Consider the following 23,090-nt stretch of genomic DNA (forward strand, 5'->3'; position numbering starts at 1 on the left):
CCATTTCAAAATGACAGGACCAGAAGGTGCGCCTGTTGTGGTAATGATCCATGGGCTGGGCCTGAACCAGGATTGCTGGCAATGGACGATCCCTGCACTGTCTGATCGCTTTCGCGTTCTCACCTATGATCTATATGGTCATGGGCAAAGTGCCCCGCCACCCGAACGCCCCAGCCTTTCAATGTTTTCACGCCAGCTAGAGAGCTTGCTGGACCACTGCGCCATCCAAAGCGCGGTTATCGCAGGGTTCTCGTTGGGTGGCATGATCGCGCGTCGGTTTGCCCAGGATGTGCCACAACGGGTTTCAGCTCTGGTGATCCTGCATTCCCCACATAAACGGACCGATGCTGCACAAGAGGCAATTTTGAAACGGGTAGAACAGGCACGGCTGGACGGACCAAAAGCAACGGTCGAAGCCGCGCTGGACCGATGGTTCACCGAGGCGCTTCGTCAGTCCAACCCTCGTATGATGAACACGGTTCGTGACTGGGTCATGGCCAATGACAAAGCAACTTACCACACCATCTATCGCGTGCTGGCCGATGGTATCGACGAAATTGTTGCGCCAAGCCCGCCAATTTCTTGCCCTGCGCTGGTGATTACGGGTGATGAGGATTTCGGCAACGGGCCAGAGATGGCGAATGCCATCGCAAGCGAGATTGCGGGGGGCAGTGCACTTATCCTCCCGGGACTGCGGCATATGGCACTTGCCGAAGACCCGGACGCTGTGAACAAGCCACTCCGCAGCTTTCTCAACAATCTGGATCTGAAGCCATGAGCACCCAAATCCTCAAAGGCCTGCGTGTGTTGGATTTGAGCCGGATGCTTTCAGGTCCCTATTGTACAATGCATTTGGCGGATCACGGGGCCGAGGTGATCAAGATCGAAAGCAAGCATGGCGACACCAGCCGCGGCAACGGACCGTTCCGTCAAGACGATCCGGATCATGCCTGGGCCGGCTACTTTGTAAGTCTGAACCGCGGCAAGAAAAGCGTGCAGCTTGATCTGAAATCGCCGGAGGGCTGCGCGACTTTTCGAGAACTTGCGGCAACGGCGGATGTCATCGTCGAGAATTTCCGCCCGGGCGTAATGGATCGCCTTGGCCTGTCTTATGAAAGCCTTGCTGCCGACAACCCCCGGCTCGTCTATGCCGCGATCCGTGGCTTTGGCGACCCGCGCACAGGCCAAAGCCCCTATGCCAACTGGCCTTCGTACGATGTGGTTGCGCAGGCCATGGGCGGTCTGATGTCCGTCACCGGACCGAATGCTGACACACCCACCAAGACCGGACCCGGGGTGGGTGACATATTCACCGGCATGATGATGGCTTTCGGTATCATGGCGGCCCTGCGCGAGGCCGAAGCGACTGGCAAAGGGCAGTTTGTGGATGTGGCCATGTATGATGCCATGATCTCGCTTTGCGAACGAATGGTGTATTTGCATGACGTGACAGGAAAGGCGCCCGGACCGGAAGGCAACGGGCATCCATTCCTTTCCCCGTTTGGCCTCTACCCGGCAGCCGATGGCCACATCGCGCTTGGAATTGTCGACGATGCGTTTTGGCAGCTTTTGACACGGCTGATGGGGCAACCGTCGCTTGGACAAGATGACCGCTTCTCCACAAGGGCGGCCCGGGCCAACCATGCTTCCGAAGTCAACAAAATCGTAAGCGATTGGACCCGACAACGGACTAAGGAGCAATTGACGGCAACACTGGGTGGCCACGTCCCGTTCGGCCCGATGAACACTATCTCGGACATCACGGCTGACCCTCATGTAGCCAGCCGCGGCATGCTGGCGAAGGTCCCGCATCCGGATGCGGGACATGAACCTTGGACCGTGGCAGCAAACCCGTTGCGGTTCGGTCGGCACCGCCAAGGTGCACTGACGACCCCTCCTGCGCTAGGTGAGCACAATAGCATTCTGGAAGGATTGACCCCACCGGAGTCGACGGAACCCTTAGTCGGGAAGGCGCTGCGCGACGCCTTCGGGCGCTTTGCCACCGGTGTGACAGTGGTCACTACCCGGCAGCCGGACGGGACTCCGCGCGGATTCACGGCGAACTCATTTACCTCCGTTTCTCTTGACCCACCTCTACTCCTGGTTTGTGTCGGTAAGCAGGCCTTGTCCTTTGAAACCTTCCTGCAGGCGGATCATTTCACGGTCAACGTCCTGGCGGACGACCAAAAAGAAATCTCGGGCCTTTTCGCGTCTCAATCAGCCAAGAAATTCGACATTGCAGCCTGGCAACCTGACGCGCGCAACATGCCCACGATAGACGGCGCGCTCGCCCGGTTCAGCTGTGCCCGACACCGTTTGGTCGATGCTGGTGACCATCTGATCCTGATCGGCCGCGTGGAGGATTTCGAAACGCGCGAGGGACATCCGCTGGGCTACTTTCGCGGTGCCTATTTCGATTTGGGGCTCAACAGTGCCCTGACAGAGGCCGCCACTGCAGGTGGTGTGACCGTCGGAGCGGTACTGGCCAACGAAGATCGGGTCCTACTCTCCGTTGACAAAAGCGGGCACATTTCAGTGCCGGTTGCTCCTGCAAATAACAATTCTGCAGATGGGCTGATCACTGATCTGTCAAACCGAGAATTGATTGTAGAGCTGGCGCATCCTTATGCGGTTTATCGAATATCCAAAAGCGGGACGCAGCGGATCATCTACCACGGAAGCGTTCATGGGCAGCCCCCTGACGGCATGCAGTACTTTGATCTCGGCGACTTGCCGCTGGAACGCGTACGCGACGGGGCTGAAAATTCGATGTTGCGCCGTTACGCAAAGGAAAACAGCCACGGTACATTTGGTTTCTACCACGGAACTGAAGTCGAAGGCGTCGTACACACACCGACCGGGCACCACAGCTATCACGTTTGACAGGAGAAGTAATATGATCCCCGAATTGCGCAAAGTCGTCACCTTTGATGAGGATATTCACACAGAAGGAGGCCGACCTTCGGAACCCGTGTTGCGCATGATCGGCGTCGCAGCGGTGGTCAGAAACCCTTGGGCAGAACGTGGCTTTGTCGATGATCTTTCGCCAGAGATTCAGCGCATGGCGCCGGTTCTGGGAGAGATGCTCACCAAGAGGCTGATCGCTCTGGCAGGGTCGGGCGATGCGATAGAAGCCTACGGAAAAGCCTGTATCGCAGGGACAAGTTGTGAGATTGAACATGCCTCCGCGCTTATTCACACCCTGCAGTACGGAAATTATTATCGTGAGGCAGTGGGTGCAAAAAGCTATCTCGGTTTCACAAACACGCGAGGGCCCGCGAACACCCAAATTCAGATCCCGCTGATGGACAAACATGATACCGGGCGGCGGTCGCATTACCTTACAGTACAGTTCTCGATTTACGACGCGCCGGATGTGGATGAACTTGTTGTGGCTCTGGGGGCATCAACCCGTGGTCGCCCGCACCACCGGATCGGCGACCGATACTCAGACCTCGCTGCCTTGGGAAGGGATGTGGAGAACCCGGCTGGGGTCTAGTTTGTTTCGATGATGATGCGTATCAGGTAATTGGATTCACCCAACCGAAACTTCGCATTAGAACCGGTTCCAAGTCTATTCCCGCAATCTTGACAACGTGTTTAGATATCCAGCGTATGCTCTTTTTCCCATCGCGAGAAATGGCTGACAAACGAATTCCACTCCTGATACTTCATCTTCAGGTAAGCGGCCGAGAATTCCTCGCCCAGAGCCGCTTTTAGCCCGGCATCTTTGTCGTATTCGCGCAGCGCATCCAGCATGTTCAACGGCAGCTTGGGCGCGTCTTTGACCGTGTGGCCCTCGGCGTACATGTCGATGTCATAGCGCCGGCCCGGATCCGCCTTTGAGCGGATACCCGACAGGCCCGCCGCGATGATCACGGCCTGCAGCAGGTAGGGGTTTGTCGCACCATCGGCCAGACGCAGTTCGAACCGCCCCGGTCCAGGGACGCGGACCATATGTGTGCGGTTGTTGCCCGTCCATGTTACGGTATTCGGAGCCCACGTCGCACCTGACATCGTGCGCGGTGCATTGATGCGTTTGTAGGAGTTCACGGTCGGGTTGGTGATCGCCGCCAGCGCACTGGCGTGCTTCATGATCCCGCCGAGGAAATGCTTACCCTTCTCGCTCAGGCCAACCTCGCCCGTTGGACCGTCACCTTTACCGGCAAACACATTGGTTGCGGCATCCGCACCGGGCGCATCCCAAACCGAGATATGGGCATGGCAGCCATTGCCCGTCAGACCTTCGACCGGCTTAGGCATAAAAGTAGCGCGGAAGCCGTGCTTCTCGGCCACCGATTTGGTCATGAACTTGAAGAAGGAGTGTTTGTCGGCGGTCTTCAGAACATCATCAAACTCCCAGTTCATCTCGAACTGGCCGTTGGCGTCCTCGTGGTCGTTCTGGTACGGGCCCCAGCCGAAATCAAGCATGTAATCGCAGATCTCACGCACCACATCATAGCGGCGCATCACCGCCTGCTGGTCATAACAGGGCTTCTCAGCCGTATCGAATGGATCACTGATCTGCTCGCCATCGGGGGTCAGCAGGAAGAATTCAGCCTCGATACCGGTTTTGACATGCATCCCCATCTCGGCAGCCTCGCCAATCAGGCGTCGCAGAACATTGCGCGGGGCCTGGGCGACGTCCTTGCCTTCCATAACGCAATTGCCCGCAACCCAGGCGACCTCGGGTTTCCACGGCAGTTGGATGACCGAAGACGGGTCAGGCACAGCCAGCATGTCGGGATGCGCCGGGGTCATGTCGAGATAGGTGGCGAAGCCCGCGAAACCCGCCCCTTCCTCTTGCATGTCGGCAATCGCTTGCGCAGGAACCAATTTGGCCCGCTGCCCACCGAACAGATCGGTGAACGAAATCATGAAATACTTGACGCCTTTTTCCTTGGCGAAAGCTGCCAGATCTGTTGTCATGGTCACCTTCCCTTTCCCAGTTGGTTCAAAGAATAAAGGCGCCGCCCTTTTTGGGCCGCGCCTTCGTATTGTTTGCAGTTCAGAACACGGCTTTGCCCGGATACCAATCGGTGCCCGCCAACGGCACTTTGGCCATCGCAGCCGCCTCCATCGTCAAGGCGCAGAGGTCCTCGGGCTCCAGATTGTGCAGGTGATTGTGACCGCAGGCGCGTGCGATGGTCTGCGCCTCCAAGGTCATCACCTTCAGATAGTTGCGCAGGCGACGACCGGCCTCGACCGGATCCAGACGCGCAGCCAGTTCCGGATTCTGCGTGGTGATGCCCGCAGGGTCCTTCCCTTCGTGCCAATCGTCATAGGCCCCGGTTGTGGTGCCCAGCTTCTGATACTCGGCCTCCCATTTCGGGTCATTGTCGCCCAAAGCGATCAGTGCAGCCGTACCGATGGCCACCGCGTCCGCGCCCAATGCCATCGCCTTGGCCACATCGGCCCCGGTGCGGATACCGCCCGAGATCACCAGTTGCACCTCGCGGTGCACACCCAGGTCCTGCAACGCCTGAACAGCAGGGCGGATACAGGCCAGCGTCGGAATGCCGACATGTTCGATGAACACGTCCTGCGTGGCAGCGGTGCCGCCCTGCATCCCGTCCATCACCACGACATCGGCCCCGGCTTTCACCGCCAGCGCAGTGTCATAATAGGGCCGCGTCGCGCCGACCTTCACATAGATCGGCACCTGCCAGCCGGTGATCTCACGCAGTTCGAGGATCTTGATCTCCAGATCATCCGGCCCGGTCCAGTCCGGGTGACGACAGGCCGAACGCTGGTCAATCCCTTTGGGCAAGGTACGCATTTCAGCCACGCGGTCGCTGATCTTCTGACCCAGCAGCATGCCGCCGCCGCCGGGTTTGGCCCCCTGCCCTACGACGATCTCAATCGCATCCGCCTTGCGCAGATCATTGGGGTTCATGCCATAGCGCGACGGCAAATACTGATAGACCAGCTTCGAAGAATGCCCGCGCTCTTCGGGTGTCATGCCACCGTCACCGGTGGTCGTTGACGTACCAGCCATCGAAGCGCCCCGGCCCAGAGCCTCTTTTGCCGGACCGGACAATGCACCAAAGCTCATACCCGCGATCGTGATAGGGATATCCAGCTCAATCGGCTTTTTGGCAAAACGTGTACCGAGCGTCACCGAGGTTTCGCACCGTTCACGGTACCCTTCCAGCGGATAACGCGAGACGGACGCCCCCAGAAACAGCAGATCGTCGAAATGCGGCACCTTGCGTTTCGCACCGCCACCACGAATGTCGTAGATACCTGTGGCCGCCGCCCGTCGGATTTCCGCGTTGATCGGATTTGTAAAGGTCGCCGACTGAATCGGCAAGGTGCGGGGGATGGTCTGATCCGTGTCTTTCATACCCTTCATCCTCAGTAAGCGGCTGCGTTGTCGACGTCGAAGTTATAGAGCTGACGCGCCGAGCCATAGCGCTTGAACTCTTCGGGCTTGGCGTCCGAGCCCGCGCGTTCCAGCAGGTCGGTCAGGATTTCGATATGCTCAGGCCGCATCTCTTTCTCGATGCAATCCGCGCCCAGGCTCTTGACCGAGCCACGCACAAACAGCCGTGCTTCGTACAGCGAGTCTCCAAGCGCATCGCCTGCATCGCCGCACACAACCAAATTGCCTGCTTGTGCCATGAACGCGGACATATGGCCGATATTGCCATGCACAACGATGTCGATGCCTTTCATCGAAATCCCGCAGCGCGAGCTGGCATTGCCTTTGATCACCAGAAGCCCACCATGCCCGGTCGCGCCCGCATATTGGCTGGCGTCGCCTTCCACGACAACGGTGCCAGACATCATGTTTTCGGCCACTCCCGGCCCGACCGAGCCCTCAACCCGGATGGTCGCCTGTTGGTTCATCCCTGCGCAATAGTACCCGGTCGAGCCTTTGACGGTCACTTCAATCGGTGCGTCCAAACCCACGGCAATCGCGTGGCTGCCTTTTGGATTCTGCACTTCCCAACTGGTTTGGTTCGTTTCGTCGCTTTGCGCCTGAAGGGCCGCATTCAAACCCCGCAGGCCGTTTTCCGCAACATCATAGGTCTGCATCTCAGTGGCTCCAGAAATAGACAGTGGCGGGCTCGGGCTCCCAGACGCGGGCGTCTTCGATACCGGGCAGGTTTACTAGCGCCCGGTATTCGCTGCCAAAGGCCACGTATTGATCAGTCTCGGCCATAACCGCAGGTTTGCAAGCGATGGGATCGCGCACCACGCCGAACCCATCCTTGGTGCCGACCACGAATGTGAAGAACCCGTCGAGATCCTCCAAGCTGCTTTCCAGCGCCTCACCCAGAGTCGCGCCGTTCTGCATCTTCCAGGTCAGGTACGCCGCGCCCACTTCGGTGTCGTTCATCGACTCAACCCGCACGCCTTCGCGCTTGAGCTTGCGGCGCAGTGCATTGTGGTTCGACAGCGATCCATTGTGAACCAAACACTGATCCGCGCCGGTGTTGAACGGGTGCGCGCCTTCCGTGGTCACAGCGGATTCCGTTGCCATGCGCGTATGACCGATCCCGTGGCTGCCGCCCATGGTCGACAGGTTGAAGCGATCTGCCACGTCTTTGGGCAGGCCGACCTCTTTGTAGATCTCAATCGCGGCACCGGCTGACATCACGCGCAGACCGGGACGCAAATCGCGCACCACTTGGCGGGCCTGTTCCACCTTCGTGCTGTCCAGTTCCAGAATCGCATGCGTGTCGTTGGCCTGCAGAGTAACCTGCGCCTCGATCGCCGCCCCCAGATCAGCGGCAAGCGCGGCGAAGTCCTCCTCAGGCTTGTCCGACTGCACTGTCAGCTTCGCGGCCCCGGCGGACTCGGCCCCATAGATTGCGATCCCAGCGCTATCCGGGCCCCGGTCGGTCATTGTGACCAGCATATCCGTCAGCATCGAGCCCAGCTCGGGCTCCAATGTCTTGTCCTTGAGAAACAGGCCGACAATTCCACACATCAGCTTTTGCCCTATGAAACTTCATCGAGCCCGACGCTAACAGCGCAAGGCGAGAAAAGCAACTATAAGAAATAAATATTCATGTGGGGAAACTATCGCGCGAGACACTCACATCCGTCAACCGCCAGGACCGATGGCCGCCCGGCTCGAAAAACAATAAGCAAGACTTAGCTGGTCTGCGGATAAGAAATGATCGACAGGTATTTCGCTGGCAGCTTCACCAGAACTTCTGGCCCGTGCGGCGCGTCGGCATCAAAGAAAAGCGTGTCGCCGGGCTTCAGGGCATAAATGCTGTCGCCGTGGCGATAATCCACCTCACCTTCGAGCATATAAAGCATCTCAATCCCATCATGCTGGAATGTCGGGAACCGGTCAGATTCCTCGGTTAGAGTGATCAGATAGGGCTCGACCACCACACCACTGGCATTGGCCCCAAGATGGCCCAGAAGGTTATACTGATGCCCGGCCCGTGTGCCCGCTCGCTCGGTTTCGGCCCCCTCACCCGCTTTGGTATGCACTGCGTTTCGGGTTTCTTCATAGCGGCGAAAAAAAGAGGTAATCGGCGTGCTAAGCGCATCTGCTAAAGATTGCAGCGTGGTCAGCGACGGTGAGGTCGCCCCGTTCTCGATTTTGGACAGCATGCTGATCGACAGGCCAGTCAGAGCGGATAATTCGGCTATCGTGATCCCCTGCTGCAATCGCAACGCCCTAATTTCGCGTCCGATTGCGGTTTCCAGATTCTTCTCACCACTGTCCCGAACCTTATGCGGATCCTGCGACAGGATCGCTTTTTCATCGGTGGTTTCCGCCTGCGCCATCGCGGTCCTCTTGATCGCTTGTGGTGTTTGAACCAACCATGACATAAGAGCGACCGCTTTGTGTAGCCGGACTTGCCAGGGAATTTTTATTCACCACAGTATCCGCCGGACTTGCATCTCAAAACGCCTGAAACGGAGGCTGACATGCATCAGACATCAGCGCATTTGAAGGATGTTGATCTGGTTCTGATGGTTTCCATCTCCAAAACCAACAAGATGAGAGATCAGGGGATGTCCACTCCATCAGAACCGGGGAATACAGATCGCAAGTTTAAGTCCGAGAGGCTTCAAACGCCGCCCATGCTTTTTCGAAGGCGTCGAAATCGAACCCTGCTGCGCGGGCGGGATTCAGAACCAATTTTTCGGTTTCAAGCAACCTGATGATCGCCTGTTCAAGATTGCCCACGACTTCAGGCGGGATCACCAGCGCGCCATGCCGGTCCGCGTGCACGAGATCGCCATCCTTGATTACAAGGCCGAAGACTGTCACCGGTGTGCCAATCTCTTTTACGTGCACAAATCCGTGGCTTGGCCCGACAGACCCGGCAACCACCGGGAATCCATCCGGCAGGTCGCCGAGGTCCCTCATCACGCCGTTGGTCAGCGCACCATTTATGCCAAAACCTTTGTGGACCGTCGTATTGATCTCGCCCCAATAGGCGCCGATGCAATCAGGATAATCCAAATCCTCAACCACGGTGACAGCCGGGCCGCTCCCAGTTGCCATATGCCTGTAATAGTCCATCCGACGTTGTCGGATCTCCTCAGGCGGTTCTGACGGCGGGTTCACGGCGGCAATCTTCGCGGTACGGGCATACCCCACCATCGCTCCCGCATCGGGATCAGAGCATAACATCGTGCCCCGGGTGAATTCATTGAATCCGCGTTTGCCCTGCGCCACTTCGATTGCGTTACAAACAGTCGGAGTGTCGACCTTTTTCAGCAGGTCCAGAAGGGATTGGTTCATATCATCTCCAGCCAGCGGGTCAGGGCCGCCGTTGTTTGTTGCGGTTGTTCCAATGTCGGCAGGTGGCCGGCGTTTTCTATGATTTCCAATCGGCTCTGTGGCATCAGATCGTGCATCAACTCATGCCTTGAGACGGGGCACAGGGCGTCGTCGCGCCCACAGAGAATGAGTGCTGCGCCGGTGAAGTTGCGCAGAGTGTTGCTCTGGTCAGGGCGATCACGCAGAGCTTTGGATTGATTGACGAAAACGTCCGGCCCAAGATCCATGGCCATGTCCATGCACAAATCTAGAATGGCGGCGCGACGCGGACCGTCCGCCAGGTAGTTCGGTTTCATCTCTTCGGCCATGACTTTGCGCAGGTTGCCACGTCCGACCGCATCGATCTGAGGGCCGCGCCTGGCTTTGACCTCGTCCAGTTCAGCAAGTGGGTTCGTGTCCATCAACGCCAGACCAGCCACACGGTCCGGGGTCTGCCGCAGAATTTCCATCGCCACGATACCGCCCATCGAGAGTCCCACCAGAGCAAAGCGTTCGGGCGCATAGGCCAAAACATCGGCGGCCAGCGCCTGCATCGTTTCATGGCCTCCGATTGGTGCGCACAGGATCGGGTACTTGCCTGACAAAGCATCGATCTGCGGAGTGAACAACCGCGCATCGCACATCATGCCGGGCAGGAGGATAAGCGGCGTCATTTGACCAGGGCAGCCCCTTCGGCAAGCGCGCCCAACTTGGCATAGGCGATATCCGGATCTACTGCACCAAAGCCGGCAAAGGTGCCAAAGCCGCAATCTGATCCGGCGATTACACGCTCATTTCCAACGATGTTCGTAAACCGCTCGGTACGCTGAGCAATCAGTTCGGGGTGTTCGACAAAATTCGTCGTGGTGTCCACCACACCGGGCACAAGAACCTTGTCATCCGGAATTTCCCCCTTGCGGTCACGGAACACCGTCCATTCATGCGCGTGTCGCGGGTTAGAGGTTTCAAAAAGCACGAAGCGCGATTTGGTCGACATCAGCGTCGAAAACACCTTGTCCATGCCGATGTCGCAGCAATGTGGCCCCTCGTAATTGCCCCAGCAAATATGGACACGCACTTTGTCAGCCGGGACATTTTGCAATGCGTGGTTCAATGCCTCAACATGCATGTTGGCGATTTTCACGAACTCGTCGTCGGACAGATCGGTGAACAGCATATGGCGCGACAGGGCCAGATCCGGGCAATCCAGCTGCAAATCCAGACCCGCACCAACGATGGTTTCATATTCTTCCTTCATCGCGTCGGCCAGCGCGGCCAGATAGGCCTCGCGCGTCGGATAGAAGTCATTCTGCAGAAACAGAGAAATCACCCCAGGGCTAGCTGCGTTCATAAAACCGCGCCCGACCCCGTGTTCGACCATGGCAGCCTTGAGGTTGTCGATGTCCTTCTGCAGCTCACCTTGCCCTTTTGAGCGCACCTCGCCAACGCACATGGGTCGCGCATATTGGGGCGTGCCGCCATCATCTGCCAGACGTTTCAGAAAACCGGGAAACATCTTGAGGTCTGCGGGCGCATTGCGCGGGCTGTCACCCGCAAAGCCGGTATAGCGGTCCTTGACGTAAGTGGCGTAAGAGATCTTTGAGGTCTCACCGTCCGAGACGATATCTACCCCAGCCTTGACTTGTTTCCGCACGGTCTCGGACACGGCCGCTGTCATGCAGGCGTCAAATGCAGCCTGATCGAACGGTTCCTCTCGCTCGCGAGCAAAGATGAAGTCAACGACCTCCTGATTTCGTGGCAGACTTCCCACATGGGTGGTTGAAACGCGGGTCATGTTAGAATCTCCATTCAAATCTAGGTCCATCGCCGGGCCGGAAAGCCGGCGATGGATGTGCTGCGCGCGCCCCGATTGAAGCCGAGACGTGTAATATCGGCGTTATGCTCCTGTCCAAGTGGCCCCAGCAGGGTCGTCGGTTGCGGTGATCCGGTACAGACCCGCTTGCCCGGTCATAGACGGTTCAGCGCTGTAGCTTTCACCGGGCAGAACCAGAGCGGTATCGCCGTTGGACAGGGTAACCTCGACCTCATTGATCTTGATGCGCCAATGGCCGCTCGCCGGCATCAGAACAACGGGTTTGTCCGCCTTAGCCTGTTCAGCCACGGCCGAACCGCGCGTCATAAAATCAACCTCGAAACCGGGCTTGTCTTTGATCAGGCCATTTTCACCGATCACAACCGCAGGTTTGTCCGCTGCCAGCGCCATCAGGTCCCAGTAGCGAGCGACGTATTTGCCGATCACTGCATCAACGGGAACCTCGGGGAAGGCTTTCAGTTCTTCCTCGGTCAGTAGCGGCATCGGCTGCACATTGTGTGGCAGTTCCTCGCCCTTTTTGCTATCGTACAAGACGCCGTTATTGCCCAACATCAGGCCATGGGCCTGCGCATCCTGAATGACTTGCGGAGCCCAGGTCACGCCGCCACCGGCATCGTCGCCACCCAGCATCGACATGATCATGCCATAGTCCTGGCCGACATTCTCGAAGCCGCGGAAGATCCCGGTCGGGATGTTGAAGATGTCGCCTTCTTCAGCGATGAACTCACCTGCCGTGCCATAACGACCCCAGAAGAACCGCCATCGACCTTTAGCAACAAAGAACACCTCGGCGGTGGTGTGGCTGTGCAGCGAGTTGCGGCATTTCGGCGGTTGCCCCGCTGCGCCGATGTTGAACCCGATCTTGTCGGTGATGTGGACGTGTTGATCCGGGCTTTCGCTGACCCCACCGCCAATGATTGTAAAGTTCTCCTTCTGGTCCGAGCCCGGCGTGTGCGCGTCGATGAACGCGGTTTTACAAGGCTTCAGTTCGCCATAACGGACGATGCGGCTTTCGATGGTACTCATATCTTTTCTCCTTTTGATTTGGGTTTGATCGGATCAAACCAAACCACCCGGCGGACGATTGTTCAGTCGTCGGGCACGCAGGCTGGCGCGATGGGCGTGGAACCGCCGCAACGCCTGCCCGGCATCCAGATTTGAGATACGGTGCGACATTCTAGAGATCGCCGGTTTTCAGCAGAATCTGTTTCCAGATCGAGGTTTCGTCAAACAAGGTGTATTCCTTGCGCAGTCCCCATGGACCGAACTCGGCCTGGCTGATGCCCAGCACAAAGACCTCGGCCCCTGTGGGCACGCCGAACACGCCCCAGCCGTCATGCGTGCCATGCAAAGACCAGCGGATCGCGGCGCGCGGCGGCATCATCGGGTCGTCACGGCCGATCTGGTGGTGGACCTTGAATTCGGCACGTGGGAACGCCGCACGCAGGCCCATCCAGAACCGATCAACCGGCCCCCAACTGTGGCCGGTCTTGCCGCCGGGATATTCTGACAGAACAGCCCGGTCGTATTCAGCCTCGATCACCCTCATATCGGCATTCATGATCCGGGTCAGGATATCCGCGTATTTTTGGCCCCATTCATTGTCATTGCCACGGCCTTTATATGGGCCGGGCTGATCGTTCGCGAGCGTGAAAGGTTGCACGCAGGCTTCTGGCCCACCTTCGCGCGCGATCAGATCGCGGGCGTATTCCTTGGGGTCCCAACCCATCTGCTGCACGATCGCGCTCTGGTCGCGGATGAGCCACTCATCGTTGATCTGGTTGTTGATGGCGTGGCAGTCGGCCAGAATGCGGTAGACAAGCTTCTTGCCGGTCGCCTTGCCATACACACCGTCACCCAGATGGGTCGCTGTGGACAAAAGGCGATGCGACGACAGCATGCCCTCTTCCGGCGTTCCCGACCAGATTACATCCTCACCCAACAGCGTTCGATCAGGGAATTCTGCCAGAGTTGCCATAGTGGCAGCAATGACATTCTGGTTTCCGACAACCACCGACCCAGGTGAACGTACGACGATGTCCGTGGCATAATAGTCGTGCAGTGTGGCAATGCCACGATCTTCCCAGATTTCCTTGGTAATCCCGATTATGTAGTCGGGGAAATCTTTGAACTTGGGATCAAATCCCTTCATGTCTTCCATCCTTCAGGTATGCGGGCGGAGCCGCGTACAATTAGCGGTCCGTCAATCTCGACCCGACGCGGGCCGGCATCGGGGTCCTCGATCTTGCCGAGCAGAATATCGACAGTTTCGGTGACCATGCGATTGGCGGGCTGTCGGATGGTGGTCAGGTTGTAGGCTGGCCATGAGGCGACAGTGACATCGTCATACCCGATGACCGAAACGTCGCCCGGAACATTCAGCCCCAATTCGAACCGCAGCGTGTCCATCACGGAAACGGCCATGTGATCGTTGGCGACAAACACCGCATCAGGCGGATCGGCTTCGAACATCCGCAGCGTGGCTTGCCGGGCTTCTTTCGTCGAAAAGTTTCCTACTTCGCGGGCGTGCAGCGTAACCCCGGCTTTCTGCAAGGTCGCAACAAACCCTGTTTCGCGGTCACGCTGGGTCGAAGCTCCTTCCCACCCGGCGATATATCCGATCTTTTGGTGCCCAGCTGCCAACAGGAACTCGGCGGCTTTTCGACCACCGGCAACGTTGTCAGATGTAACTGACGACATCGCCGTGTCGTCTTGTGCCCGATTGAACAATACCATCGGTATACCGGCCGTTCGGCAGCGGTCTGACAAATCTGAGGACAAAGCCACCGAAGCGGCGATGATCCCTTCGACCTGAAAGTCGAGTATTTCCTCGACCACATTGTCGATGTTTCCAGATTCATGCGAGGCCATGAATATCAGCACGTGGTATCCACGTTCCTGTAACGTGTTTGTCAGCTTCTCCAGCGCCTCGGGATAGAACTGGTTGTTCAGATAGGCCACGACAAGCCCAATGATCCGGCTTTTCCCGGACACTACAGCGCGGGCCAGTACGTTCGGGCGATATCCCAGTTCCTTGGCCGCTTTGCGCACCTTCTCAACAGTTTTTTTTGACGCAGACGCGCCGGGGGTGAACACACGGCTGACCGCAGATTGGCTGACCCCGGCGAGACGGGCAACTTCCAGTGATGTAACTTTTTGTGTCGCCATCAGTCTGCCGTCCAACCTCCGTCAACCATCAATGCCGTGCCCGTCACCAGCGACGATGCATCCGAGGCCAGATAAACCACCGCCCCCATGATGTCTTCAACCTCTCCGGGGCGACCCAGTTTAATCTTGTCCAGAATCCAGGCCCGCTTGTCCGGGTCGTCGAAAGTCGATTTTGTCAGATCCGTCAGAATGAAGGTGGGGCAAATCGTGTTAACCCGGATCTTTGACGGTCCGAACTCAAGCGCCATCGCCTTGGTGAAGCCTTCGACCGCGAATTTCGACGCACAATAAACCGCGCGTTCGCGACCACCAACATGGCCCATCTGGCTAGAGATATTGATCAGCGAACCGGGGCGGCCAGCGTCGAGAAGGCCTTTGGCAACAGCCTGGGTCAGGAAATAAGCACCTTTGACATTGACGCCTATCACCGCATCGAAATCTTCCGGCTGTGTTTCCACGGCCTTGCTGTGTCGGGCAAGCCCGGCTGAGTTCAGCAGAATATCGAACGGCCCATTTTGCGCCACGGCTTCAGCGGTTGCCGCCACGTCCGAAACATCCAGTTCCAGAACTCTGGCAGACCATCCCTGCGCCGACATATCTTTTACAATATCCTGAAGCGCACCAGCACGGCGCGCCGCCAAAGTGACCTCAGCACCATGTTCCGCCAGCGCCACAGCGCAGGCCATGCCTATGCCCGACGAGGCTCCGGCGACCAAAGCTCGCTTGCCGCTCAGGTCGAAACTGGGGGTGCTGGGAAAATGCGGCATATCAGACCTCGCCGACCGGGAATGGGATGGTGCCCGGTACACGTGCCTTATTGAACTCACGCAGTCGGGCAAAAACATCTACGCCCAATTGCCGATACACATCCAGCAAATCGACCAACACCCAATTCTCGCGGATCAGCCCACCTTCCAGACGCCAGAAATCAAGTGACTTCAAAGTGATCCGTTTGCCCGAAGGCGCAATCCCCATCCAGCCGTCATGGGTGACGGTCTGGATCATGTTCGGCCAGCCGGTCACAGCGGCGTAGTCCCCATCACCAAAAAAGTGAAAGGTGATCTCGTCGGCATACAGACCACGATCGGGCATTCCGTTGAGGAAGGGAATCTGGTGCCAGTTGCGGAATCCCGCGATACCGCGCGCTGTCCCGATCCCTGCGGGGCCGTACCAGTTCATGCGCGGATGCCAGAACCGCTCCATCTCCATCACTTCGGGCCCACCCTGGCTGGGGTGTTTCTCAAGATGTTTCAGCATGTCGACGATATGATTGCACGAGGCCAGAGACTTCACCTCATCCCACGGTCCGGACACAACGCCATCCAGAGTCGCCGGGCCGGGAATGCAGAACTCCAGCCCCAGAGACGGGGCCATTGGCCAGGCATTCGCCTGCATCATGACTTCGGGAACGTCCCAGAGTGTCTGGATCTCGACAACCTTGCCATTTTCGAAGCGGTAGAATTCGTGGAACCGCATGTGGGTCAGATGCCCGGTCGGCGGGATGTCCAGCCAGGGGGCGACGAAGGTGCCGAAGTAGTGGCCGCCGCAGCCAACCCAATCGTTGCCCTGTTCTGTCCGACCACCCATGACGATCCAGTCGCGACGCTCAAGATCGGGCATGGATTTCAGAAGTGGCGCATAACAGATGTCATAGAGTTCCTGCGGGCAGGTCAGATCTCCGAATGGATACAACATGTGGAGGGCGGCATCGGGCGCGATCACCGCCTCCAGCGCCGCTCGTACCTCAGCTTCGTCGAATTTATACATGGCCTCGCGCAGGGGCGCGATCAGGGCCTTGTGGGTAGAGTGAGTATCCATTGCGAAATCTCGCATTATTTTAACTTCTTATCCAAAAAATTCTGTAGGGCCCCGGTCGAATCCCTGTGCAAGATTCGTCACGCTTACGAAGTCGCATCGGCCGTCTCGCGATATGGTGCGCCTTCACCATAGGGCACGTTGATGCCCCCATAACGCCGGACACGGATGTTGCATTGTTCGGCATGGCCGACAAAGCCTTCCAGCATACACAGACGTGAGCCGTATTCGCCGATCATCGCCGCTGCCTCATCAGTGACGACTTTCTGATAGCTATGGGTTTTCATGAATTTGCCGACCCAGAGCCCGCCGGTATAGCGCCCGGCCTTTTTGGTCGGCAGTGTATGATTGGTTCCGATCACCTTGTCGCCGTTGGCCACGTTGGTGCGTGGACCAAGGAACAGCGCACCGTAACAAGTCATGTTTTCCAGGAACCAGTCGTCGCGATCTGTCATGACCTGAACGTGCTCGGACGCGATGTCATCGGCCACTTGAAGCATCTCGTCATAGGTGTCGCAGACGATGACCTCGCCGTACTCCTCCCAACTGACCTTGGCAGTGCCGGCGGTGGGTAGGATCCCGAGGATACGGTCGATCTCGCTCAGTGTGTCTTCAGCCAATTTGCGTGAGTTGGTGACCAGTACGCAGGGGCTGTTATAGCCATGTTCCGCCTGACCCAGCAGATCGGTCGCACAAAGCTCGGCGTCCGCAGCAGTTTCATCGGCGATGACCATCGTCTCGGTCGGTCCCGCGAACAGGTCGATGCCCACCCGGCCAAACAGTTGGCGCTTGGCTTCGGCCACAAAGGCGTTGCCGGGGCCAACCAGCATGTGAACCGGATCAATGGTCTCAGTCCCTATCGCCATGGCACCGATGGCCTGGATACCACCCATGACATAGATTTCATGTGCGCCACCCAAATACATGGCCGCGATCACGGCCGCATTGGGTTTGCCCTGGAAGGGTGGGGTACAAGCTATGATGCGCGGAACACCGGCGACCTTGGCAGTTGCCACTGACATATGCGCCGAAGCCACCATCGGGAATTTGCCACCGGGGACATAGCATCCCACTGACTGAACAGGGATGTTCTTGTGACCAAGGATCACTCCTGGCAGAGTTTCAACCTCGATATCCAGCATCGAGTCGCGTTGTGCCTGCGCAAAGTTCGTCACCTGCTTCTGCGCGAATTTGATATCGGCCAGTTCGCGTTCAGTCAGCGAGTTGATCAACTCGTCGATCTGATCCTGGCTCAGGCGGAAGCTTTCCGGCGAGTAATTGTCGAACTTCTCAGACAGCTCGCGCACTGCGGTATCGCCGCGGGTTTCGATATCAGCCAGCGTTGCTTCGACAACAGCTCGGGTTTTGGCATCATCTTCCGCCCGATCAGCTTCAGGTTTGCCGCGTTTCAGGTATTCAATAGCCATTGTCTCTATCCTCAGTTTTCGGGCCGGGGTGGAGTTTTTTCTCCCCGGTCAAATGCTTCCCAGCCTTCGCCGTTGAACAGATCAACGCCAAGCTGCGCGGCGACGTGGGCGAAATCGACGTTCACCCAGTTGTCAACGATCTTGCCATCGACGACTTTCCAGAAATCCATGTATCGGATCTCGACCCGCTTGCCGGTGGGCGCGATGCCCAGAAACTCGCCCGAGTGGGTTGCCTCCTGGCGGCCAAAGGCCGCAGCCCATTCGCCCATATAAAGCCGGGCCTCATCAATGCAGGTCTTGTCCGAGAACGCCGCCTGAAACGGGCGTTGCCAGTTTTCCTGAAACTCCTTGAGCCCAGTTTTGGTGCCGCAGCCCCGGTTGCCGATCCAGCGAAACCCTTCTGCGAAGAATTCGCCGATATCGTCGATGCGGTGATCGTTCAAACCATCGACCATCCCCTCGATCACGGCGCGGGTCTCGTCGGTTTTTCTCATGTCCGTGTCACGTGTCAGCACGGCCTGTTCGGGGCGGGAGCCCTTCATGTGTCTTTTCCTTTTATGGATACCAAGGGGTTTTCTGTCTGGACGGGGACGGTTGGTCGGCCGTCAGAAAATCCCTTGGCATCCGGTTGAGCGCCGGGTGGCGCGCAATGGCGTTATGTCTGGCGGAACAGCTCATTGGGTCTGTTCAGAAATTTGGGCAAAAAGGTCGTAACCCAGTTGCAACAGCAGATGTGGAATATCGAGCATGCACCAGTTCTCGATGATCTTGCCGTCTGCGCAGCGCCACCAGTCGCAGTCACGCATAAAAACGCGCTTTCCCGTTGGCTCCAGGCCCAGGAAGGGTTTGACGTGGACGCCGGTGATCTGCGGCCAGCCGCACAGGAATGCATAGTCGCCATCCCCGACCTTGCAATTCGAACCGACGCCGGTGACGCCTGCGTCCTTGCCGTCGCCCCAGCCTTCGAACGTGTCCTCGAAGGGGGATTGGAATTCGGCGAAGGCATCGACCGTGGCATAGGATCCCAGCCCGCCGGGACCGTACCACACCATTCGGTCATCCCAATAAGGCCGCCAGCTTTGGTCCTCAGTCGTTAGCTGTTTTAGCATGTCCTCGACCAGATCTGCTGTGGAGCGTGACTGCGCTGGGTCTGAAGGCCCAATGACGATGCCGTCATGCGTTGCCGGACCTGGCACGACACCTTCATAGCCCTGCAGTTCCAGCGGCCAGAGGCCAAGCGCGATGATCAACTCGGCAAAGCCGAGGAAGACATAGGATTCGACGATCTTGCCATCTTCCATTCGGTGGAATTCACCAAATCGCAGAAATGCCAGTTTGCCGCTGGGTGGAATACCACAAAGCGGTCGCTTGAAATGACCGTGGAAATACCCGGTCGAGGTGACCCACTCGCTTCCCAGGTATTCGCCACCTGTGACCACATAGTTCTGACGGGTGAGCCCCTCGAATGCCTCTGAAATCGGTAAGATGACAGAGCTGATGTAGCCGTTGCCATCAGGGGCTGCATTGATCGGATGGCTCGCTTCGGTAGTGGCCGTTGCGGCGAAGATCTCGCTGGCGGCCGTCTCCATGGTCTCGCCGAGGCCCTTGTCAAAGCTTTCGAGAAACTGACGATAAAGCTGTTTGTTTTCAAACGTGGTTTCGGTAGCGATGCCCATGGCGGGGCGGTTTGAGCGTGCGTTCATGCCGCTGTCCTTTTTCAAACGGATTCCAATTTGCGTTGATGCTGTGCGGGCACGAGGCCCCGCGCGCATCAAGGCAAAGGGAATTCGCCCTGGCCGCCGCGCCCGGCGCGCAGCCAAGTTCAGGCTGGCTGCATGCGCATGGGCAGATACGGACTGAGGATGCGTGGGGCCCATTCGTGTCAGCCTTTCACCGCCCCTGCAGTCAGGCCGCCGACGATCTGGCGCTGGAAGAACATCACCAGGATGAACAGTGGAACAGTGGCAGAAACCACGGCTGCAACAGCGAACATCACGTTGCCCTCGGTTTGCGTTGTACCGAGAAACGCGGCAATGGCAGGCACCATAGTACGGTTGCTTTCAGACAGCAGCATCGCCCCCACGGCAAAGTCGTTATAGGCCAGAAGGAAGGAGAACAGCCCGGTCGTGATGACGCCTGGCCACATCACCGGAATGATCACACGTCGGAAAGCCTGAAACTGGTTGCATCCGTCGACCTTGGCACTTTCATCCAACTCGCTCGGGATGTTCTTGAAGAAGGAATGCAGCATCCAAAGAGTGAAAGGCTGGTTGATCGCCACGAGCACGATAATGGTGGTTGGAAGAATTCCCCAAACATTCCATTCAAAGAAGGGTAACAGATAACCTGAGACCAGAGTGATTGGCGGCATTGCACGGAAAATCAACGCCGTGATCAAAAGCCAGAATGTGTAGTTGTAAGTAGACCGCGAAAGGGCATAGCCCCCTAACGTCCCGATAGTCAGTGAGATGGTAACAACAAAGAAACAGACGATCCCGGTGTTCAGAACATTGCGCCAGAACTCTTCCTGAATCCATGCGCCCTCATATCCGGTGGTGGTGAACGGCGAGCCATAAACCGCTTCGGTTCGGGCACCGGTCAGGGCGTTGGTCCAGTCAGCGATCGAGAAGAAATCCAGCTCGACCTTGAACGACCCCCAAACCGTCCAGAGGAACGGAAAGGCGGCCAGGATAAACCATAGGAGCACAAACAGGGATGAGGCGATCCGAAGGCTTGTAGGCATTCTTTGCGCGCGGCTGGCCATATTATCTTGCTCCTTTGAAATCGCGCCAGGTGCGGACAAGCACAGGCGACAGAAGAATTGCGACCCCGAAAATCGTCATCACCGAGGTAGCAGCAGCGGAAGACAGTTGCCGAGTCTCGCCACCGAGATCGTAGAAGATGAAGGTGCTGAGTGATTGCGCATGCGCTTGTGCACTGAAGCCGATGATAGGTTCAAACACCTTGAAATTGTCCATCAACTGGATCAGTGCAACAAATGTGACCAGGGGCATGAGATGGGGAACAACCACGAATTTGACCTGCTGCCAGCGCGTCGCCCCGTCTATCTGGGCGGCCTCAATCTGGTCTTGGGGCAAGGTTTGCAGGCCAGCATAGAACACGACAAAGGCAAAAGGCGCAGCGTGCCAAACACCATAGACCATCAGCGCTACCCACATCAGCCCTGTTGATGCTTTCAGGCTGAAATCCGGATCTCCAGCAAGATATACGAGGGCGTTGCCGATCACCCCGCGACTGTCAATCATCCAAAACAGGATGAGCGAGCCGATCAGCGGGGTCACGATCATGGGCAGAAGAGAGAAAAAGATCATCAGACCTTTGAGTTGCCTGTGCAGGGAGTTTACCGCCAGCGCAATCACCAGCCCCAATACAATTGTGAGCGGTGTCACGACAGCAACGAAGGTCAGCGTGAATGCCATCGCCCGGTAGAAGGGCAGATTACCAAGCTCGGTGAAGAAGCCGCCCCATGTTTCATTCGCGGCCCAGATTTGACCAATTTCCTGTATCGCCAGATGGCCTCGGTTAAAGTAAATGTCCAGTCCCACAAACCGGCCCAGAGGTTTCTCGGCGCGAAGCGCCGCGGTGGCCTCTTGATCAACAGTGGTCTCAGTTGTGCATCCGATAAGCGGGGTACAGTTTTCGACCTCTAACAGAACGGCCGGGTGGGGCGCGAAGATCGATTGAGTCACCACCGAGACAATTGGCATTGCAATGAACAGCAGCATCGCGAGTCCTGTGGGCAGGAAGAACCAAAGGAATGTCTTATGGCGCATGTTGCAATCCTCGTGTCAGTGGGATTGCGCGGGCGGTTATCAAAGGCACCCGCGCAATAGGCTTCTTATTGCAGATAGCCTTGCTCGATGGCGGCGGCACGATAGGCGGCTTCTACATCAGCCAACGCTTGTTCCGCGCTTTCCTTGCCCTGCATGAAATCAGCAAGTTCGTTGCCAAGTGCGCTGTGCATGAGCCCCATGTACGGCAACATCGGATACGGTGGCGTGCCCATTTTGGCCGCAGCAAACACGCCCTCGGCATCTTTTCCCGGCTGGTAGCCTTCAATCAGCCAGACCGCCAACGGCGTGGTTTCATCGTTCAGCATGTCAGGACGGATGCCATGTTTCATTGCAATGAATGTGGCCTCGGCCTCTTCATCTGAGATGTTCTTTCCGACAGTCCAACCGTCCCACCACAGGGTCGTTGCAGGGATATCTCCGCCACCAACTGTCAGCGGCGCGCCAATCGCATGGCCGTCTATTACCTCCTGCAACACACCTTCGGTGGTGGTTTGCTGCGATGCGCGCGAACCCCACATATTCATGATTGCAACGTTGCCAGCACGGTATTCGGCATTGGTGGCGTTGGAGTCATGAGTCAGGAAGTCGGGATTCATGTATTCCGACAAAGCCTTCATCATATTCAGGGCGTTGACACCGGCCTCAGAATTCACGTTGGGTTCGGCCGTACCGGGTTTAAAATGGCTGCCGCCATAACCAAGGAACATATTGTTGAATTCCTGCGCCAGGTTCCAACCCGATGCATAGGCTCCACCAACCGGGTTTTGCATAATACCCTGCGCACGAATGGCCTCGGCCACCTCGAGCATTTCCTCATAGGTAGTCGGGACTTCCACACCGGCTTGCTCAAGGATGTCCTTGCGGTACATCAGATGCTGCGCGTTCGCCATGAAGGCGATAGCCATGATGTTGTCGCCAATCTTGATCAGCTGCCCAGGCTGCAGGTCCTGACCATACTTTTCCACCAGATCATTGAGCGGACGAATAACGTCTTCGTTCATCAGTGCCACAACCGAACTATTGGCGATGATTGCGGTCGTGTATTCCGACGGATTGCCCGACAGGCCAGCCACGTTGATGGTCTGGTGCTCGGATGTCAGGTTGGATTCTACCGACGCCCCGGTGCATTCCTTCGCTCCGGCTGCGACGGCCTGGATGGCCGCAAATTCATTGCCGACTATGTTGACACGTGCGCCGATTTCGCAGGCATATCCCGCGCTTGCGGCAAAGGCGGCTACCGAGCCGGCCAATGCAATTTTCTTCAGAAACATCAATATTCCTCCCTAGAT

Annotated in this window: 22 protein-coding genes; 3 read left to right on the top strand and 19 right to left on the bottom strand. The window is 57.5% G+C overall.

Annotation, left to right across the window (positions count from 1 at the left end; genetic code table 11):
- Positions 1 to 10 precede the first annotated feature (10 nt).
- The 3 genes from I9188_RS17880 to I9188_RS17890 are packed head-to-tail and all read left to right on the top strand — an operon-like array spanning position 11 to position 3,499.
- Complete coding sequence (locus tag I9188_RS17880; protein WP_245223750.1) at positions 11 to 778, top strand: alpha/beta hydrolase; 768 nt, start codon at positions 11 to 13, stop codon at positions 776 to 778.
- Entirely contained in the window at positions 775 to 2,883 is a 2,109-nt protein-coding gene (locus tag I9188_RS17885) for a CoA transferase (protein ID WP_209507332.1), read from the top strand. The genes I9188_RS17880 and I9188_RS17885 overlap by 4 nt, the downstream gene beginning before the upstream one ends.
- Positions 2,884 to 2,896: 13 nt before the next feature.
- Positions 2,897 to 3,499 carry an amino acid synthesis family protein gene (locus I9188_RS17890; protein WP_209507333.1) on the top strand — a complete coding sequence of 201 codons (603 nt, stop codon included), beginning with the start codon at positions 2,897 to 2,899 and terminating at the stop codon, positions 3,497 to 3,499.
- Between the two features lie 101 nt (positions 3,500 to 3,600).
- On the opposite strand, the gene glnT is transcribed toward I9188_RS17890, so the two are convergent.
- The 19 genes from glnT to I9188_RS17985 all read right to left on the bottom strand — a co-directional run bounded on the left by glnT (position 3,601) and on the right by I9188_RS17985 (position 23,072).
- Positions 3,601 to 4,929: a type III glutamate--ammonia ligase gene (gene glnT, locus I9188_RS17895; protein WP_209507334.1), complete on the bottom strand. Its 1,329-nt coding sequence runs from the start codon at positions 4,927 to 4,929 to the stop codon at positions 3,601 to 3,603.
- A gap of 79 nt (positions 4,930 to 5,008) precedes the next feature.
- Entirely contained in the window at positions 5,009 to 6,346 is a 1,338-nt protein-coding gene (locus I9188_RS17900) for an FMN-binding glutamate synthase family protein (RefSeq protein WP_209507335.1), read from the bottom strand.
- An 11-nt stretch (positions 6,347 to 6,357) separates the two neighbouring features.
- Complete coding sequence (locus I9188_RS17905) at positions 6,358 to 7,041, bottom strand: GXGXG domain-containing protein (RefSeq protein WP_209507336.1); 684 nt, start codon at positions 7,039 to 7,041, stop codon at positions 6,358 to 6,360.
- A gap of 1 nt (position 7,042) precedes the next feature.
- Complete coding sequence (locus I9188_RS17910) at positions 7,043 to 7,939, bottom strand: glutamine amidotransferase family protein (protein ID WP_209507337.1); 897 nt, start codon at positions 7,937 to 7,939, stop codon at positions 7,043 to 7,045.
- 167 nt (positions 7,940 to 8,106) lie between these two features.
- Positions 8,107 to 8,757 (bottom strand): XRE family transcriptional regulator, encoded by a 651-nt coding sequence (locus I9188_RS17915; RefSeq protein WP_209507338.1) that lies wholly within the window; start codon positions 8,755 to 8,757, stop codon positions 8,107 to 8,109.
- 271 nt (positions 8,758 to 9,028) lie between these two features.
- The gene (locus I9188_RS17920) at positions 9,029 to 9,724 is read right to left on the bottom strand and encodes an RraA family protein (RefSeq protein ID WP_209507339.1); all 696 of its coding nucleotides are present in this window, start codon (positions 9,722 to 9,724) and stop codon (positions 9,029 to 9,031) included.
- Positions 9,721 to 10,416 (bottom strand): alpha/beta fold hydrolase, encoded by a 696-nt coding sequence (locus tag I9188_RS17925; RefSeq protein ID WP_209507340.1) that lies wholly within the window; start codon positions 10,414 to 10,416, stop codon positions 9,721 to 9,723. The genes I9188_RS17920 and I9188_RS17925 overlap by 4 nt, the downstream gene beginning before the upstream one ends.
- Positions 10,413 to 11,537, bottom strand: coding sequence for a cobalamin-independent methionine synthase II family protein (locus tag I9188_RS17930; RefSeq protein ID WP_209507341.1), 1,125 nt, complete (start codon positions 11,535 to 11,537; stop codon positions 10,413 to 10,415). The genes I9188_RS17925 and I9188_RS17930 overlap by 4 nt, the downstream gene beginning before the upstream one ends.
- A gap of 102 nt (positions 11,538 to 11,639) precedes the next feature.
- A complete protein-coding gene (locus tag I9188_RS17935; protein WP_209507342.1) occupies positions 11,640 to 12,602 on the bottom strand; it encodes a cupin in 963 nt (320 codons plus the stop codon).
- Positions 12,603 to 12,753: 151 nt separating this feature from the next.
- Positions 12,754 to 13,728, bottom strand: a complete 975-nt coding sequence (locus tag I9188_RS17940; protein ID WP_209507343.1) for an ester cyclase — start codon at positions 13,726 to 13,728, stop codon at positions 12,754 to 12,756.
- Positions 13,725 to 14,744: a LacI family DNA-binding transcriptional regulator gene (locus I9188_RS17945; protein ID WP_209507344.1), complete on the bottom strand. Its 1,020-nt coding sequence runs from the start codon at positions 14,742 to 14,744 to the stop codon at positions 13,725 to 13,727. Before I9188_RS17945 ends, I9188_RS17940 begins: the two co-directional genes overlap by 4 nt.
- A complete protein-coding gene (locus I9188_RS17950; protein WP_209507345.1) occupies positions 14,744 to 15,511 on the bottom strand; it encodes an SDR family oxidoreductase in 768 nt (255 codons plus the stop codon). The genes I9188_RS17945 and I9188_RS17950 overlap by 1 nt, the downstream gene beginning before the upstream one ends.
- 1 nt (position 15,512) lies before the next feature.
- Positions 15,513 to 16,562, bottom strand: a complete 1,050-nt coding sequence (locus tag I9188_RS17955) for an ester cyclase (protein ID WP_245220660.1) — start codon at positions 16,560 to 16,562, stop codon at positions 15,513 to 15,515.
- An 83-nt stretch (positions 16,563 to 16,645) separates the two neighbouring features.
- Complete coding sequence (hisD, locus tag I9188_RS17960) at positions 16,646 to 17,986, bottom strand: histidinol dehydrogenase (protein ID WP_209507347.1); 1,341 nt, start codon at positions 17,984 to 17,986, stop codon at positions 16,646 to 16,648.
- 11 nt (positions 17,987 to 17,997) lie between these two features.
- On the bottom strand, positions 17,998 to 18,528 hold the full coding sequence (locus I9188_RS17965) for an ester cyclase (RefSeq protein WP_209507348.1): 531 nt from the start codon (positions 18,526 to 18,528) through the stop codon (positions 17,998 to 18,000).
- A 132-nt stretch (positions 18,529 to 18,660) separates the two neighbouring features.
- Positions 18,661 to 19,689: an ester cyclase gene (locus tag I9188_RS17970; RefSeq protein WP_209507349.1), complete on the bottom strand. Its 1,029-nt coding sequence runs from the start codon at positions 19,687 to 19,689 to the stop codon at positions 18,661 to 18,663.
- Between the two features lie 179 nt (positions 19,690 to 19,868).
- Entirely contained in the window at positions 19,869 to 20,750 is an 882-nt protein-coding gene (locus I9188_RS17975; RefSeq protein WP_209507350.1) for a carbohydrate ABC transporter permease, read from the bottom strand.
- 1 nt (position 20,751) lies between these two features.
- Positions 20,752 to 21,780, bottom strand: a complete 1,029-nt coding sequence (locus tag I9188_RS17980; RefSeq protein ID WP_209507351.1) for a sugar ABC transporter permease — start codon at positions 21,778 to 21,780, stop codon at positions 20,752 to 20,754.
- Positions 21,781 to 21,845: 65 nt separating this feature from the next.
- Entirely contained in the window at positions 21,846 to 23,072 is a 1,227-nt protein-coding gene (locus I9188_RS17985; RefSeq protein WP_209507352.1) for an extracellular solute-binding protein, read from the bottom strand.
- Positions 23,073 to 23,090: the final 18 nt, after the last annotated feature.

The organism is Ruegeria sp. HKCCSA071 (assembly GCF_017872555.1).
Classification (GTDB): domain Bacteria; phylum Pseudomonadota; class Alphaproteobacteria; order Rhodobacterales; family Rhodobacteraceae; genus Ruegeria.